General features: G+C 61.6%; 15 protein-coding genes and 1 pseudogene. 7 read left to right on the forward strand and 9 right to left on the reverse strand.

Annotation, left to right across the window (positions count from 1 at the left end; translation table 11 throughout):
• Positions 1-230 precede the first annotated feature (230 nt).
• The 4 genes from FEZ59_RS05350 to FEZ59_RS05365 all read left to right on the forward strand — a co-directional run bounded on the left by FEZ59_RS05350 (position 231) and on the right by FEZ59_RS05365 (position 3,801).
• Entirely contained in the window at positions 231-1,445 is a 1,215-nt protein-coding gene (locus FEZ59_RS05350; RefSeq protein ID WP_020906451.1) for an Ig-like domain-containing protein, read from the forward strand.
• Between the two features lie 55 nt (positions 1,446-1,500).
• Entirely contained in the window at positions 1,501-2,619 is a 1,119-nt protein-coding gene (locus FEZ59_RS05355; protein ID WP_113682210.1) for an Ig-like domain-containing protein, read from the forward strand.
• Between the two features lie 288 nt (positions 2,620-2,907).
• The gene (locus FEZ59_RS05360) at positions 2,908-3,276 is read left to right on the forward strand and encodes a hypothetical protein (RefSeq protein ID WP_029537646.1); all 369 of its coding nucleotides are present in this window, start codon (positions 2,908-2,910) and stop codon (positions 3,274-3,276) included.
• A 354-nt stretch (positions 3,277-3,630) separates the two neighbouring features.
• Positions 3,631-3,801, forward strand: coding sequence for a hypothetical protein (locus FEZ59_RS05365; protein WP_020906453.1), 171 nt, complete (start codon positions 3,631-3,633; stop codon positions 3,799-3,801).
• A gap of 53 nt (positions 3,802-3,854) precedes the next feature.
• Here the strand turns inward: FEZ59_RS05365 and FEZ59_RS05370 are convergent.
• The 3 genes and pseudogenes from FEZ59_RS05370 to FEZ59_RS29825 form a co-directional block, all read right to left on the reverse strand.
• Positions 3,855-4,589, reverse strand: a pseudogene (locus FEZ59_RS05370) (HNH endonuclease family protein); the annotation flags it as partial.
• Positions 4,590-4,667: 78 nt separating this feature from the next.
• Positions 4,668-5,033, reverse strand: a complete 366-nt coding sequence (locus FEZ59_RS05375) for a pyridoxamine 5'-phosphate oxidase family protein (protein WP_346343218.1) — start codon at positions 5,031-5,033, stop codon at positions 4,668-4,670.
• A gap of 112 nt (positions 5,034-5,145) precedes the next feature.
• The gene (locus FEZ59_RS29825) at positions 5,146-5,514 is read right to left on the reverse strand and encodes a hypothetical protein (RefSeq protein ID WP_020906454.1); all 369 of its coding nucleotides are present in this window, start codon (positions 5,512-5,514) and stop codon (positions 5,146-5,148) included.
• Positions 5,515-6,218: 704 nt separating this feature from the next.
• On the opposite strand from FEZ59_RS29825, the gene FEZ59_RS05385 reads away from it, so the two are divergent.
• Positions 6,219-6,689, forward strand: coding sequence for a hypothetical protein (locus FEZ59_RS05385; protein WP_019747175.1), 471 nt, complete (start codon positions 6,219-6,221; stop codon positions 6,687-6,689).
• Positions 6,690-6,696: 7 nt separating this feature from the next.
• On the opposite strand, the gene FEZ59_RS05390 is transcribed toward FEZ59_RS05385, so the two are convergent.
• The 3 genes from FEZ59_RS05390 to FEZ59_RS05400 all read right to left on the reverse strand — a co-directional run bounded on the left by FEZ59_RS05390 (position 6,697) and on the right by FEZ59_RS05400 (position 9,902).
• The gene (locus FEZ59_RS05390; RefSeq protein WP_172932346.1) at positions 6,697-7,620 is read right to left on the reverse strand and encodes a DUF2797 domain-containing protein; all 924 of its coding nucleotides are present in this window, start codon (positions 7,618-7,620) and stop codon (positions 6,697-6,699) included.
• Positions 7,621-7,683: 63 nt separating this feature from the next.
• On the reverse strand, positions 7,684-8,340 hold the full coding sequence (locus FEZ59_RS05395; RefSeq protein ID WP_172932347.1) for a DUF305 domain-containing protein: 657 nt from the start codon (positions 8,338-8,340) through the stop codon (positions 7,684-7,686).
• On the reverse strand, positions 8,337-9,902 hold the full coding sequence (locus FEZ59_RS05400; RefSeq protein ID WP_084326942.1) for a hypothetical protein: 1,566 nt from the start codon (positions 9,900-9,902) through the stop codon (positions 8,337-8,339). The genes FEZ59_RS05395 and FEZ59_RS05400 overlap by 4 nt, the downstream gene beginning before the upstream one ends.
• A gap of 178 nt (positions 9,903-10,080) precedes the next feature.
• Here FEZ59_RS05400 and FEZ59_RS05405 point away from each other — a divergent pair, with 178 nt between their 5' ends.
• The gene (locus FEZ59_RS05405) at positions 10,081-10,668 is read left to right on the forward strand and encodes a TetR/AcrR family transcriptional regulator (RefSeq protein ID WP_225320295.1); all 588 of its coding nucleotides are present in this window, start codon (positions 10,081-10,083) and stop codon (positions 10,666-10,668) included.
• 45 nt (positions 10,669-10,713) lie between these two features.
• Positions 10,714-11,850 carry a GIY-YIG nuclease family protein gene (locus FEZ59_RS05410; protein WP_070796294.1) on the forward strand — a complete coding sequence of 379 codons (1,137 nt, stop codon included), beginning with the start codon at positions 10,714-10,716 and terminating at the stop codon, positions 11,848-11,850.
• An 80-nt stretch (positions 11,851-11,930) separates the two neighbouring features.
• On the opposite strand, the gene FEZ59_RS05415 is transcribed toward FEZ59_RS05410, so the two are convergent.
• Genes FEZ59_RS05415 through FEZ59_RS05425 form a run of 3 tightly spaced genes read right to left on the reverse strand, consistent with a single transcriptional unit; the run spans position 11,931 to position 15,097 of the window.
• Positions 11,931-13,148: a Dyp-type peroxidase gene (locus FEZ59_RS05415; protein WP_019747181.1), complete on the reverse strand. Its 1,218-nt coding sequence runs from the start codon at positions 13,146-13,148 to the stop codon at positions 11,931-11,933.
• Positions 13,141-13,641 carry a copper chaperone PCu(A)C gene (locus FEZ59_RS05420; protein WP_019747182.1) on the reverse strand — a complete coding sequence of 167 codons (501 nt, stop codon included), beginning with the start codon at positions 13,639-13,641 and terminating at the stop codon, positions 13,141-13,143. The genes FEZ59_RS05415 and FEZ59_RS05420 overlap by 8 nt, the downstream gene beginning before the upstream one ends.
• Positions 13,642-13,666: 25 nt before the next feature.
• A complete protein-coding gene (locus tag FEZ59_RS05425; protein ID WP_030537604.1) occupies positions 13,667-15,097 on the reverse strand; it encodes a PepSY domain-containing protein in 1,431 nt (476 codons plus the stop codon).
• Between the last annotated feature and the right edge of the window lie 49 nt (positions 15,098-15,146).

A 15,146-nucleotide genomic window follows, 5' to 3' on the forward strand; every position in this document is an offset into this window, starting at 1 on the left:
CACTACGGCGCGGATTTCTGTCGAATTGTGTTTCCCTGCAGTGAATCTCAAATCGCGAGATTGATCGAGAGGGGCAAGGCTCGCGGTGGCGGTCAGATGTGACGACCAGTAACCCTTACCAATTATTTACCTACTGTGTGGTTTTTGTTTATTGAAAACGGGTCAACTCGGGCGCTGGCTCCGTTACAGTTCGGCGGCAAACGTCAATCAGGTTGTTCCGAGAGGACATCATGTCAAAACGCCTACTGAATGCTGCGCTCCTTACCGGCCTCCTTGCCGGTGGAACCGCTGTGGCCGTGATTCCGGCGACCGCGGCGCCCGTTGCAGAAACCACGTCGACAACGTTTCAGGTCACGTGCCGCGCAGTTCCGAGTGCGTTCTCCGGTCCTTCGTCAGACGGAAAGCCTGCTACGGTGCGAGTTTCGGCTCCTTCGGTCGTGGCGCCAGGTCAAGTCTTCGACATCGACGTGGATCCGGGTAGCGTTCAGATCCCGAACGATGTGAGCGGCGCCAGTGTCAAGAAGATCTCGCGTCTGAAGATCGATCTGCCGATTCCGACCAACGCGGAGTTCGTTTCGGCGACGGTCACCGATCCGGGCAATGTTGTTGCCGGGAAACCTGCTTCGGTGATTCGTGTCAACGAAGACGGCACTCCCGCAGCGGACGGTCCGATACTCCGGTTGTCCGGCGCAAACGAAGCGATCGGCAACAGTCCGTCATCGTCGTCGGGTGCGCACGGCGGGCTTGCGATCAACGCTCAGTCCGGAGCCGAGACCAACATCGTCTTTCCGAAGATCAGAATCACCGTAAAGGCCGGGCCGTCCGGCGCAGTCGAAACCAATGTCCGGACTTCGGGTGCTGCAGGTACTTTCGGCGGACCGGAGTCGTTTTTGACCTTCCTCCCTCAGGTAAGTCACTGGCTCGCGGGAACCATCTGGGCGCCCACATCCTGTTCTCCTCGCGACGGTGAGACGGGTCCCCTCAACGCCGGTGCCGGCGCATTGGCATCCACGAAAATCGACGGAGACCTCGGACCTGTTGATCCCGAGCCTGGAGCAGACATCGTGACGACGCTCGAAGGACCGACGACGGCCGCCACCGGTACCAAGGTGTCTTTTGCTTCTCACGTCGATCCGGAAAACGCAACGGGAACAGTACAGTTCATGGTCGACGGTAAGCCCGTCGGTGACCCGCGGCCGGTGGTTCGCGGTATTGCCCGCCTGGATCTGACCTTCGGTAAGGCGGGTACCAAGTCCGTGACTGCAGTCTTCACAGCTACCGGTGACGAGGCGAAGTACACGTCGGCGGCACACATGCTCACGGTGACCGGGGATTCAACAGGCCCGGTCGATCCCGACCCGACCGATCCGGGCACTCCGGGTGGTCTCGGCAGCCTCGAGTCCGTTCTGCCGCAGCTGCCCACAGGTTCGCTCGGTGGCAAGTGATCACGGTCCTACTTCACCGAACACTCGATGACCGAGTCTTTTTGAAAGGCAACATATGAACTCCCGTTCTCTGGCTGTTTGCGCAGTCGTACCAGCTGTCGCGGCCGGACTCCTCGCTGTGTCCGCTCCGGTAGCAGCGGCTTCCGATACCGTGACGCGAACAGTTTCCTTCGAACACAAGTGCCGGGTCGACGGCGCCACCGATTGGGATTCGTCGTTCTCCGACAACCTGGAGGTCACGGCGCCCACGTCCGTGCGTCCGGGCGAACAGTTCACAGTGAAACTGCATCCGGGCACCATGCGTAGTTCGGATTCGGACACCGGTCGTATCAAGTACGACATCGCACTACCGCAAGGGGCAACCCTGGTTTCGTACTCCCTCGTCGGTGATTCGTCGTCGAACTTGACCGGCGAGACTGCGGTGCTGCTCCGGGTGGGCGCAGACGGAAACGCGAACCCGGCGGGTGAGTACCTGCGAATTACCGGTACCGGCAACAAGACAGTCAACGACGGTCCGAGCGCGAACGACAACAAGCCAAAGGAAGGGCTGCAAGTCAAGGCCAACACGGACTTTCGTTTGCCGGCAGTCGAATTGAAACTCGAAGCTCGGTCCGACGAGGGAAGCGCGACGACGCACCTGCGCGCCGGGGCGACGAGCCCGAGTATCAAGATCAAAGACACGAGCATGAGTTTCGGTGAGTCCCGGTGGGTCAATGCCGCTGGGTATTGTGTTGCTTCGGGCGAGGGACGCAGCGCCCTCTCGACTACCGAGGTATTCGCGACCAACCAGACCGAGACGACGGTCGCTGTCGCACTGGAGGCACTGACGGGCGAAGACGTCAAGATTGCGGCGAGTATCGACCCGAACCCGGGTGAGGGCACGGTCGAGTTCTTCGACGGCGAGACGAAGATCGGTAGCGCCACAGTCGATTCCAATGGCCATGCAGAACTGGTCTGGCCGTTCCGCGACCAGGGCGAGCATCGCATCACCGCAAAGTTCTTGGGTACCAAGAAGTTCAGTTCTTCGGAATCTGCGGACAAGACCGTGACCGTCACCGTGCCCGGCGTCATCGTCGTCGAGCCGGTGGATCCGACGGAACCGGAAACTCCTGGTGGAACCGGAAGCCTCGGGGACATCTTCTCGAAGCTGCCGACGGGCTCACTCGGAGGCTGAGTCACCCAAACGGCAGGGGAGCGTCGACGTTTCGGCTCGCATACGGTTGTGTGATCGAATACTGGAATGACAGGTTCGAATCATGCCGAGAGCCGCAACGCCGGCGTTCCCTATTTTTCTCAATGGGAGTCTCCGTCACGGAAATCGGGCCAGAACCACAAAAGGTAGCTCACCAAAACTCGTGCCCTTTTACTACCGTTAGTTGAAGAACTGCGCGAACCGCGGGTTCTTACGTCAACAAGCCTTCGAACTCGCCGCTGCGGTTCAGGTATGAACAAGGTAGGGAAAATGCGCAAGGTTAGTTTGCTCGCGTCCGCTGCAGCAGTAGCTGTCGGTGTGGCAATGATCGGGACGTCTGCGGCCTCAGCAGCGCCGGGAACGATTCCCGGTCATGGGCTGTTCGACGTGCCGTGGGAGGTGTTGCCGGGAACCTACACGACGTCTGGGCCCGTATCAGCTGATATGCCGTGCATATACGGTCGGGCAAAAGTCGACGGCGACGGTGAATTGAATGTCCTCGAGTTCGAAAGCACCCTCGAACCGGCGACAGTCACCATTCTCTTGACGGATTCTCGCTTCACCACCGCGTATTGCGCTGATTGGAAGAGAGTGTCGTCAGTCGGATCGTTGGATCTCGGATCGCTTTTCGGGTCCTAGACGTCTCCGCTCTATGTCGAGATGGACCTCTGGAGGTGACCACGGCCCTCTGCCATCTCGATTGAACGCTCGGCTCGCGGATGCGCTCGTTCGTCTCGAGTTTTCGACCACTCGTCGCATGAGTCCATGACCAGGGACTTTAGCCCTCAGTAATTACCTACCAATCGGTATATTCTGCGAAGGTACGGACTTCGTGAACCGATGTGAGTTGGCTCCGGGGGACGTGCCGGCCTCGCAGGACCGCCCGCAAAGTCAGCCCGGTGAGGCCACCAGAGTTCGCGCATTTCGACAGATTGCCGCTGGGTCCGTCCGCTACGAGGGGAGCGGACGGACCTGACAGCACGAGAGAGTGCCATGCCTGAACGTGGTCAAAGCAGAGTGGACGCGGGGATCATTGCCGTCGTCGCAGTCATAACCGGTGTGTTCGTCGCACTGACCGGCCACGGTCTGGTTGCAGCGCTGGCCACCGTGTTGGGCCTCGCGCTCGGGATGGCGATTGTGCGGTATCTGATCAAAGGTCGCTGATCAGAGTCCTCTGATCAAATGTCGCTGATCACCGCAAGAGTTCAGCAGGTCGCGAGAATGTCTGCGATGGTGTCGTGTTCGGCTTGGGTAACCCACAAACCGTATGCCGCTTTCACTTCCACTTGAGCAGTCACGTACTGGCAGCGGTATGCCTTGTTGGGCGGCAGCCACGACGCCGCGTCGGAATCCGACTTCTTCTGGTTGGTGGGCCCGTCGACAGCGCGTAGGTTTCGAGGGTCGTTGGCCAGATTGGTTCGCGTTTGCGTGTCGAGCTGCTGCGCGCCCTTCTGCCAGGCGTCCGAGAGTGCGACAACATGGTCGATCTGGACTGCAGAAGACGTGTCCTGGCCGCGGGTGAAGGCGATGGTCTTGTTCGTGTACGGGTCACGGAGCGTACCGGTTTGGACCGAGCAGCTTTTGGAGCCGTCTTTGAATGTCAGGTCGGTGAGGTCACGCCGCAGGATGTCGTTTCGGGTATCGCAGCCGTTGTGGCCGAACTCGACGGTGACGTCGTCGGTCCAGGCGGTACCGAACAGTGCACGGTCGTATCCGGTCTTGGGTGCGCGTCCCTTGATGGGGATCTGTGCCAGCAGTTCAATTGCGGCGGACGAGGGAGCCGAAGTTCCGGCCGTAACCGTCGTCGTGACGCCGGATCCGATTCCCGAACCGAGAGAAGATGTTTCGGGTGCGTCGGCGTTGGAACTGGCGCAACCTCCCAGCACGATCACGGCAGCAATGCCGATGGTGACGCCGGTGATGCCGCGCCTGTGATGTGCCGTGCGTGCCATGTGTGAGAGTCCATTTCTGCGAGAGATGAACTACAAGTATGTCATTCACGACATTTCGGGCTGAACCGGCACTGTCTGTCAGTCCGGTCGAAGTAGCCATCGCGTCACCGGAACCGACACGAGAACTCGCGGACCTTCACGAGTTTCGTCTGCGGCATCCCAGCCGTCGTACTTCTCGCCGAAAAGTCTCAGGAGACCGCCGAACTCGCCGACATCGTGATGAATTGTCCCGAACCCCTGTGCGACCCATGGGTCGCGAGAGGATCCGTCGACTGCCAACGAGACCCGAGGATCGTCCAGCAGGTTCCGAACCTTCCGATTCTGCTCGGCGCTCGGTATCCAGAATGTGTTCTGACGCAGTAAGAACCAAACCGGAGTCGTGTGCGGCGAGCCGTCGCTTCGAAGGGTGGTCAACCACCCGCAAGGAGGATCCGCGATAGTCACTGTCTCAGTATCGGTGCCGGCGCGACGTTCACCAATCGACGATGCGGAACGAACAATGCCCGGTCCTCGCCGTTGGCGAGGACCGGGCATTGCCGGGAAGGGGGTGGAAGCGTCAGATCTCGATCTTGGGTGTCTGTTCGCCCAGCTTGTGGCGGGCCAGTGCCAGGTTCGCACGCGCGCGGTCCAAAACCAGGTACACGAACAGCGTTGACAGTCCGGGCGTCTCGAGGACACGAATGAGGTGGTACTGGTTACTCAGGGTGATCAGAATGTCTTCGAGAGTGTCGGTAATCCCCAAGTTACTCATCGTGCGGAGCTTTGCTCGCACAACCTCGGAGTTTCCGGCGCCGGCGTACTCGAGGCTGAATGACGGGTTGCCGCTCATGCCGAGAACCATCCCGCTGTCGGCGTCGACTACGGCTGCACCGCTGGCACCGTCGATGCGCATCAATTCGCCGAGGATCTTGTCGATGTTGCTCATTGCTTCTCCTTGGTAGGGCAGAGTCGCGCGGGGCGACTCCAGGTGATGCTTCGGTGATGAAGTCATCGGTACATTTCGAGGTGGAATCGTTGGTTGCGGTGTCGGGAGTGGGCTGGGCGGCAACTGTTCAGCTTGTGAGATTTGTGGGCTCGTTCCGTTCGGTGCAGATGAGCGGCCATTCGACGACTCGAATTCGTCGATGCGGTCTGCGGGCAGCCAGCCGTCCCCGGGGGGTGCGCTGAGCGGCCATCTCGTATCCGTCTCGAAGTCCGGCACCGGCGTCTGAAGTTGCGGATACACCGGCGCGGTAAGCGGCCTCTTGTACGGAACCGGCTGACCGCCCGCGTCGGAGACGTTCGCGAACCAGGCGGCATACCCGGGGTCGCTGCGATCGAGGTTTTGCCCGCGATCGTCGTCTTCCTCCCGGGAGCCTCGTCGACGAAAAAGTCCCACTCTTTCCAGCCCCTTAAAGACGAACTATTTCCGATCAGAGCGTTCCGGATGAACGCGGCAGACCGGACAATCCCACCCATAGTTACTTTGCAGTTAAGTCACCGTAGCATGGGTTCGCAGACGGGGCATATGGTCCAATCCTGTAGGCGGGCCGACGAGGCAGTCGGATTCGACAGGCTGCCCGGACGATTCTCGCCGGTCGACGATGCCGGTCCGTTCGAGCGCCAGACGCCCTCTGGCATCCTTGAAGGATGAAGAAAACGATCACCGGGTTCATCGGTGCCTGCTCGCTGGTGGCGCTGGTTGCCTGCGGTTCTGACGGAGACAAGCCGACCGAGGTCGGAACACTCACTTCCTCCGTTTCGGCGACCACCACTGCGTCACCGACGACGTCATCCGAGGCTCCGGCGACATCGTCGGAATCGACTACCGAGGCACCGTCGGTCGACGCGAGCGTCCCGGCTGAGGTCCCGTCGGACCCGAATGTGAGTTCGGCACTGCCACGGACCTACGCGCAGGCGTGCTCCGACGTTCTCCGGTACCTCGACGCATACCAGCCGGCAATTGACGAGTCGGGCGAGGAAATGGGCATGACGCGTGAATCATTGGCAAACGACATGCTGACCTCCATCCAGGCTTATCCCGAATGGTCGAGCTTGTCTGCCGACGAGCAGGCTGAGGTCACTCGCGGATTCGCCGCAGCGACCGCGGGAAGTTGCTGACCTACTTTCAGAACAACGATTCCTGAATCGCCACGCCAGGGGACTCGAACTCGCCGACGGTGATGGTTCGACCGACCAGTCCGGACACATCCGCGACGAAGCGTGGCGATTCAGGATCGGGGTCGATCCGCAGCGAGGCGATCGAACCGGCAAGGCCCTCCAAGTACAAGGAATGTTCCCCGGACTCGAAAGTGTGCGGATACGCGATCAACGGTGCCGCATCGAAGACAACGTCGGCGCACGCCGGCGCCATCCATTCTTCGGGAGCCTCCAGGATCTCGATTCCGTCGATGTCCGATCCGATGTCATTCAGCTCGTCTTTGATCGACGATACGAAGTGGTGCAACGACTTTCGCAGTTTCTCGCGATCCAAGGGTCCTGTCAGCGCTTCGATCTTCCGAGACGTACGTATGGCCTGGCTCAAGTGGAAGTGCTCCGAAACTCGGGCTTCGAGGGAACGAATGCTGTAACCGTCCGTCGACCGCGCTACGAACAATGCGCAGACCGCTCCCTGTTCGGCGACTCGCGGATGCTTGCGGAACTCGGCCGCCGTCCCCACCTTCATCTGACCGCCGGCGAAGATGTCGATGTAGAGCCATTGTGGTTGCGTGAGATAGGTGCGCACGTTCGGATGAATGTGCGCGCCGCTGACATGTGCCTGATGAACGGTGGTGAATCCCTCACGATTTCGGCATCGATCGCACTGGCGCCCGGTAACGACCGTGGCCCCGCGGTCACACGGCGAGTGTCCCGGACCTTCGGCGGTGAGATCTCGCCACCCGAGGCAACGGCGGCCCTTCGCCTCGTCGACGGAGAATCGCAGAACCGAGTCGTGAGTGTAGAAGGTCGTAGCGGAAGTGGTGTCGTCGACGCATCGGATCCGCGGTGCTGTCGGGTTCGACCATTCGATTCCGCGAACGAGCAGGGTCATTGAAGTGTCTATTCCTTCTGTAGTTCACAGGTCGACACCCATGCTAGTCAGTGCAGATGCGGTTCAGTGCAATGGTTGCGCCCCACGTTGTCCGAGCATCAGTGTCATCAGCCCGGATTCCTGACTCTGGGAATTGATCATGTCGCGGGTCGACTGTTTCACCGGTCCGCGCTCGAGCAGAGCATCGGCGGCCTGCGCCATAGCGATCCCGCCACGGTGGTGGCGTTCCATCAGTTGAAGGAACATAACCTCGGCGTCGAACCCGCGAGCGCTACTCAGTTTCTCGAGTTCTTCGGTCGTAGCCATACCCGGCATGGAGGCGGCCTCGGTGTCCAGCGTTGCCGGGTGATGATGAGAGTCGCCAGCGCCGCTCGGTGACGCCTCCATCCACGCCATCGGCGTTCTACTGTTCGGCGGGACACCGGCCAACCGCAGCCAGCCGAACATGACACCGATTTCCGTTCTCTGAACATCGTCGATCTGCTGGGCCAGTCTCGTAACCGCCGGGTCCACATCGGGGCTCAGACGCGCGAGAATGAAGAGGGCCTGTTGATGGTGGGCCGCCATGTCATGCACGAATCCGATTTCGGTTTCGCTCAGAACAGCTGTCTGCGTGTGGTTCTCGGGTGCGAACAGCGGACGTAATGCTGCGCCGAGTACGAGCAGCATCAGTGCCGCAGCCACGAGTGCGACGGCTTTGACCGATCGCGGCGCCGTCATGATCCCACGGTCGTCTTCTGGTCAGCGGGTGGTGTGTAGACACCGTTTTCGAGTTGCATGGCAACAAAGCCGTTGTCGGCGCACGTCGCCCACAACGTGGTACCGCGCCATTCGGGTGGGGAGAAGCACCAATCGGTCGAGATGTCGCCGAGAGCGAGCATGCCCGATCGCGAACTCAGCGCTTGGCCGGGGTCGAACTGGCCTTGCGCGATCGACTGCGCGATTGCCGGCGTGCTGAGAATGGGTACCCCGATGAGCGAGGCGAGAGCGTGCGGCGAGTTGGCGAGTTCGAGATTGTCGCCGGTCCGAGCGGGTGGGTTGAAGTACGCAATTTCGTGGACGTCGAAGGGATCTCGAACATCGAAGACCCGAATCCCGCTCGAGATCCATCCGCATGCCAGCGCCGTCGGGTCGACCGGGCGATCGGCCGAACAGTAGTGAGATTCGTACGCGAACAGCGATCCGCCGGCAGCAGACGCCAGCGCAGCATCTTGATTCTCCGGCAGATTGATCTCGAGCTTCACCGAATTGACGACCGCCGGTTCGTCGTCATTGGAGACGTCGATCAATTTGACTCCGCCGGAACCACCTTCGTCGACGGTGAACAGGTACGGCGAACCGTCGTAGGTGACCGGAATGCTGTGTTGGGTGGCCCAACCGTCGGTCCACGAGAGCTGGGACAGTTGGCGCACCCGAGGGTTCGGGACGCGGCGCTGAACCTCACTGATGTCGAGAACATGTATTCCGCCGAGATTGTTCGACAAGTACATGCGATTTCCGTCTGGAGTGATTCCGAAGCCGTGGGTCGACAACCCGATGAGGTCCTGCCAGACGACGCGCGGGTTGGCGGGATCGGTGAGATCGACGGCGCTCACCACGCCGGGAGCGGTGCCGGAAGACCAGTAGGTGTTCCCGTCCGGTGAAAATCCACCCTCGTGATTGGTGATCGGCAGCAGCATCCCCAGATCGGTTCCTGGTCCTGGGTTGAGCAGTTTCGGGTGCGCGCAATCGGAGATGTCGTAGACCGACATCAGGCCGACGCCGGTCAAGAGCGGAACGCCCGTGCCCACCAGCAGCTTTCGCGCGGTGTTGACCTTGAGACTCTCCCACGTTCCGGCCAGCATCGCAGGTTCGGTCAGCGTGGCGGTGAGAGCAGGATTGGCAGGATCCGACACGTCGAGAACTTGCACGCCCTGCGCGGGGCCCAGGAGGTTCCCGGGGAAGAAGCTGCCGATGTACGAGCAGTGTTCGAAGTTGGTGGACGTGATCCCGCCGCCGCGACCCGAGTAGCCGCCGATCTGAGACATGTTGCAGCTGTATCCGTCTCGGCTGCGTCCGCTGTTTCGGTCCTCGGCCGGAACATCACCCTGCAACCCGGTCTCGGGCATCGAGCCCGGGCCGCATTCGGCGCGGCTTGCAGCGTTGGAAGCGACACCCGGGTTCTCGTGGATCGAGCCCGGGGCAGTGGCGGGCTCAGCAGAAGCGACGCACACGGGAAGGACGGTGATCAAGGTGACGAGCGCGATGGCAGATCTGGTTCTGATGGTCGTGAACGATTTCATCGAGTCCAACTCCCGGTGCGGGATTGCCTTTCGTATCTCACGGGCAGACGTACCTCAAGGACAGGCAGCACGGAGGGCAGGCGCGCGTTCGAGCGCTCACGACGATCGGGTCGGGGTGTGAACCGGTGTCGGGCCGCAACCAACCGGACAATGCTGTCCGGTTGGTATCGTAGTGTGCGTGACATCGTCTGGCCGCGTCAATAGCGGATCTCTCAACAGAGGGCCGAGAGATGCGGCGCGCAATCGTGCGGCGCTCATCTCAGCAGCTCGCGAGGTGTTCGCCACCCAGGGATTTGCTGCTCCGCTCAGCCTGATCGCCCGCACGGCCGGCGTCGGCCAGGGCAGCCTCTACCGGCACTTTCCCACTCGCGAAAGCCTCGCACTCGCGGTGTTCGACGAGAACATCGTCGAGCTGCAAGATCTGGCGGCTGATCCGGATTCGACTCTCGACGATCTTTTTCGTTTGTTGGTCGACCAGATCACTACCTCCATCGTGTTCGTGGAGGTCATCAAGCCGGTCTCCTTCGGCGACTCGCGACTGAATTCGGCCGGCGCCCGTTTGACCGATCTCCTCGAAGGGCGCCTCGACGAGGCGCGTCGAACTGGGAAGATACGAGAGTCCGTGACTGCTGAGGACGTGATCCTGGCGATCGCCATGTTCGCCGCGATCATGGAACGGACTGCCGAGAGCTCGCGGAAAGAAGTCGCGCACTCGGCCTGGAACCTTCTTGTGCAGGGACTGGCCGGGCCGGCAGCGGCGGGCTGAGTCGCGTTCGCCTCGCGTCTCGAGGTGATCGCCTAGGCTCGTGGCATGGCTATTGTCTGGACAGTTCCTCGCGCTATCGGCTCCACCCTGCTCGTTGCTCCGTTGATCAAGGAGTTCCTTGTCGAGGGTGACGGCACCCTCGATGCAAAACTGACTGCGGTCGGTACGGTCTCGGCATCTCTCGAGAAGCAAGTCGGCCGCACGTTCACCTCGATCAGCGCTGCTTCGGCGGCAATCTTTTCCGGTGCTGCCGGTTCCACCAGCGTGCCCGACGCACTCCGTCTGGCCGTGATGCGCACTCTGTCCACCGAGGTGGTCGTCAGGAAGCCGGCTCCGCAGCCGTTCACCGAAAAGGTTGGGAAGAGATTGGGGCAGTACGTCTTTGCCCTGCGTGACCCGCGCAACGATCAGGTGTTCCATGTCGGGCACGGCACGGGAAATCAAGTGTTCGCGCCGGTATTCGAAGCGCTCGGTGAACTTGCGAATCTCGAAGGAGCGGACGGCCCAGCCGAGTCGAATGCTGCTGTGACAGCAGCCAAGATCGCCCGCATCCGTGAAATCTACGACGCGGGTTCGGCGGTGGAGCACTTCGTTCTTCTCCGCTCGGTCGCTGCCGCCACGGATTCGGCCGCCACTGCCGACGAGGTCGTCCGCGGCATCGTGGAAGCCTTGCGAATCACCGATGCGGGAGACGGCCTGACCAACCTCGCGGGCGATACATCGGACAAGGACGCCCGTGCGACCCGCGTCGAGGAACTCGCGTTGCGCTACTCGGCCGATCCCGCGCCGGAACTCCCGACGCCGAGCATCGTCCTCCACGTGCCGGCCTCCGCTCGTCCGGGAGCAACGCCGGAAGAGATCTACGAACTCGCGCGCGCCGAGTGGTCTGCCGGTGCAGCTGTTCGTGCCGAGATCGGAATCCCCGTTCTGGTGTTTGCCGACAGCATCATTCGTGGTGCATTCCGCGCTCAGTCATGGGAGGTGTCCACTCGCAATGCCGACGGAAGCCAACTGTGGCGGTTCAACGGAACCGTCGACGACGAGCTCGCTGCCAAGTACGTCGGAACCGAGGTCACCCCGCACAACGTCGGCCTGAAGAAGTGGCCCGTCAGCGGTTGGGTCACGAGGTTGACTACCGCTCGTCCGGGGGCGGTTATGCCGGGACCTCGTAAGTCCAAGTAACGCAACAACTTCAGGTAGAAGGCACTGTGGGGGCGGGATCCGAACGGATCCCGCCCCCACAGTATCGTTACCCGGGGTTGTCAGCCGAGCAATCCGCTTCCCACATAGTCGTTCTCGGTGCATCCCGGCGGAATGAGATACACCGCAGAACCGATCGGCGTCGTCCACTCGTTGAGTGCGTCGAAGTCACTCAATCGCTGTTGGACCGGTAGATATTGCTCGGCGATGTCCCGTTGGAATGCTGCGAAGATCAATCCCGAGTTCGAGGTCTGCCCGCCCTCGGGTGCGTCGTCGTAGTTGTATGCCCGACGGAAGAACTGCTCCTTCTCATGCGTCTGGTGGGCTCGCGCGATGTGTGATCCTGGCGGGATCACCGGAATGCCGAACTTGTCCGTGAGTGTGAAATCCGCTTCGTCGAATTCGTTGGTTCCGTTGAGCGGAGCGCCATTGGACAACGTGCGCCCCATGGTGAGTTCACGCCCCGAGCGATCGAGTTCGTCCCAGGTATCCATTTCCATGCGAATGCGTCGTAGTACCAACGAGGTTCCGCCCGCCAGCCACGGTTGACCGGCGCCGTCGTGCCAGATCAGTGAATCGAAATCCACTGTTCCCGGAGCCGGATTGACCGTCCCGTCCACTTGGCCCATGAGATTGCGCATCGTGGTTCCCTCGGGCGTGGTGCCGCGAGCGTTGCGGAATCCCTTTTGTGTCCACCGGATTGTCGTCAGTGATCGGACGTTCTTGGTCAGAACTCGCACAGCATGAGCAATGGTCACCGGATCGTCGCCGCAGATCTGCAGCAACAGGTCCGATCCGCCCCATCGATCGTCAAGTCGGTCGATTTCGTAGCTCGGCAACGGCTCGAACCAGTCCGGTTGACGTGCTTGCAATCCCAGCTTGGTGAACAGGCCAGGGCCGTAGCCGACGGTCACCGTCAAGCGGGCCGGATCCACGGCCAGTTCCCGTTCGGTATCGGCCAACGCCGGGTTACCGGCGGTCAGCCGTGACGCATCCTCGGACCACATCTTCATGATCCCGACCACGACTGCTCGATCGGCTCCAGGCAAGAGGTCGAACCCGATGAACGTGCCGTGCGCTTGCGGAGTGGTGGCGATCCCAGCTTGGTGGACGCCGTAGAACGGTTCCACCAGCTTGCCTGCTTGCTGCTCGTGTTCGCTGCGCTCCACCACTGTGGTTGCGCCCCAGGTTATTCCCGCGACGCCGAGCGCGGCGGCACCTCCTCCGAGAAGGCGCCGCCGGCTGAGTGCTCGGCTGGGCGGGTTCGTGTTCTCAGCCACCGTGATTCGGGTCGTAGTTCTCCTGATTACCGGAGAAGTCGCGAATCTGGGCTGTGAACGTGGTGCTGGAACCGTCGTCGTAGATCAATGTGAGGTCGGTTTCGGCGCCAGGGAGCAGCGGCGCGGACAGGTCCATGAACATCAGGTGGTCACCGCCCGGGGTGAGGCTGGCGGACCCGTTGGCAGGGACCAGGAACCCACCGTCCTTGGGGCGCATCGTCATCGTGCCGCCGTCCCCGGTCACGACCTCGTGCAGTTCCAGTCGCGATGACGCGGGACTGGTTGCCGAGACCACGCGTACGTCCTTGTCGCTGGAGTTGACGAGTTCGGCGAACGCCGCACTCATTCCCTCGGGTGCTGCCTTGACCCATTGATCCTGAACTGTGATGGATTGTGCGGCTTCGGTTTCCTTGTCGGAGTTCGAAGAACAGCCGGTCAAGGCGAGAGCTGCGGTCAGTGCAACAGCTGCGAATATCTTTGTTCGAACAGTCATGTGTGTCTCCGTGATTCGTGAGGTGTCAGGTGGTGGCGCGGCGTTTGAACGCCGCAATGCAAACGTCGATCAGCAGGAATGCGAGAAGACTGATGCCGAGTAGCGGAACAAACCAGCCCACCAGTGCGGTTACCGCAACCAGCGCAACAATGCTGAGCGGGGAGAGGTTGCGAATCCCGCCGCGGGCAGGGGCCCGGCCGACAGCCCAGTCGGAGCCGCGGGTGGGGCGTCGGCGCCACCACATGATGTAGCCCCGAATGACCACGCTGACCAGAGCGAGTGCCAGTGCGGTGAGTGCGATCTGGTTGGCAAGGCCGAACAGCAGGCCCATGTGGAGCTGGATTCCCCAAGCCGAAAGTTTGGCTGCGAGTGGCCAATCCGAGAACCACAACTCGTCGGTGACCTTCTGCGTCGCTCCGTCGATTGCGATGGTGTTGTTGCTGTACACCCACGGCTGACGCGTCTGGGCGACGGTGAACGCCGTCTCGGCGTTCGCGGGTATCGATACTTCGACCGGACCGGTGATCCCGTTGTACCTGGCGATACCGAGGACGGTGTCGACACGTCCGACGTTGGTGTCTGTCAGCGTGCCGGCGGCGGCGGGGGCCATGTCGTGACCCTCGTGCCCGCCCGTTGCCGGTGGTGGAGCGTCGCCGAGAGTTTTCACGACCGAGGGCGTCGTCCAACTCAATGCGGTTCTCAGATTGCTGACATTCTCTCCGGCGTACGTCGACCACGTGAGGCCGGTCGCCGAGAGGAAGACCAATGCAACTGCTATCCAGATGCCGACGACACCGTGCCAGTTCAGGGTCCGGCTTCGTCCGGCGGATGCTCGGTCGATCGTGAGCAGTCGAGCGTTCCGAGCGGTGCGGTATCGACGGAACCACAGGTAGACGCCACCGAGTGCGACCACCCACATCCACGACGCGGCCAATTCGCTGTAGAGGCGGCCGGGTTCACCGAGATGAAGGTGGCGATGCAGCTGAGAGATCCAGGTGCGCAGTGGCAACGAACCACTGCTTCCGTAGACCGCCAGCTCGCCGACCGGCTGTGCAAGCACTGGATCGACGAAGACTGCGAGCCTCTCCGATTCGCCCAACGACGGATCGGTGAACAGGACCCGCGTGGTTTCTCCGGCCGCAGGGGACGGACGTACTGCCGAGACGGTCAGGTCAGGGCGGTACTGCTGAGCGGAACGGATCTGGTCGTTCAGTGATGCGATCTGTCCGGTGGTGTCGGTCTGGAGGTAGTCGCTGTAGACGAATTTCTCGATGGTGGGCGCCATCGCGTAGAGACCACCGCTCAGGGCGGCGATGAGGATGAACGGCCCGATGAGGATTCCGGCATAGAAGTGCAGGCGCAGAATCAGCGGTCTGGCGCCGCCGACCTGCTTCTTCGGGGGAGAGCTGTCGTTGGAAGCGCGTGTCTGTGCGCGCTCCAATTCGGGTGCGGACATGCGTGTACTCGATCCCGCTGTGCGCCTTTATTAACCGCGGGCGGTTAAT

Origin of the sequence: Rhodococcus sp. MS13 (assembly GCF_013277835.1) — a bacterium.
In the GTDB taxonomy this organism is placed as follows: Bacteria; Actinomycetota; Actinomycetes; order Mycobacteriales; family Mycobacteriaceae; genus Rhodococcus_F; species Rhodococcus_F erythropolis.

Excerpts from the sequence above, each read along its gene's own strand:
- FEZ59_RS05350 (WP_020906451.1), top strand. The coding sequence starts at position 231 with ATGTCAAAACGCCTACTGAATGCTGCGCTCCTTACCGGCCTCCTTGCC.
- FEZ59_RS05355 (WP_113682210.1), top strand. The coding sequence starts at position 1,501 with ATGAACTCCCGTTCTCTGGCTGTTTGCGCAGTCGTACCAGCTGTCGCG.
- FEZ59_RS05360 (WP_029537646.1), top strand. The coding sequence starts at position 2,908 with ATGCGCAAGGTTAGTTTGCTCGCGTCCGCTGCAGCAGTAGCTGTCGGT.
- FEZ59_RS05365 (WP_020906453.1), top strand. The coding sequence starts at position 3,631 with ATGCCTGAACGTGGTCAAAGCAGAGTGGACGCGGGGATCATTGCCGTC.
- FEZ59_RS29825 (WP_020906454.1), bottom strand. The coding sequence starts at position 5,514 with ATGAGCAACATCGACAAGATCCTCGGCGAATTGATGCGCATCGACGGT.
- FEZ59_RS05385 (WP_019747175.1), top strand. The coding sequence starts at position 6,219 with ATGAAGAAAACGATCACCGGGTTCATCGGTGCCTGCTCGCTGGTGGCG.
- FEZ59_RS05390 (WP_172932346.1), bottom strand. The coding sequence starts at position 7,620 with ATGACCCTGCTCGTTCGCGGAATCGAATGGTCGAACCCGACAGCACCG.
- FEZ59_RS05395 (WP_172932347.1), bottom strand. The coding sequence starts at position 8,340 with ATGACGGCGCCGCGATCGGTCAAAGCCGTCGCACTCGTGGCTGCGGCA.
- FEZ59_RS05400 (WP_084326942.1), bottom strand. The coding sequence starts at position 9,902 with ATGAAATCGTTCACGACCATCAGAACCAGATCTGCCATCGCGCTCGTC.
- FEZ59_RS05410 (WP_070796294.1), top strand. The coding sequence starts at position 10,714 with ATGGCTATTGTCTGGACAGTTCCTCGCGCTATCGGCTCCACCCTGCTC.
- FEZ59_RS05420 (WP_019747182.1), bottom strand. The coding sequence starts at position 13,641 with ATGACTGTTCGAACAAAGATATTCGCAGCTGTTGCACTGACCGCAGCT.
- FEZ59_RS05425 (WP_030537604.1), bottom strand. The coding sequence starts at position 15,097 with ATGTCCGCACCCGAATTGGAGCGCGCACAGACACGCGCTTCCAACGAC.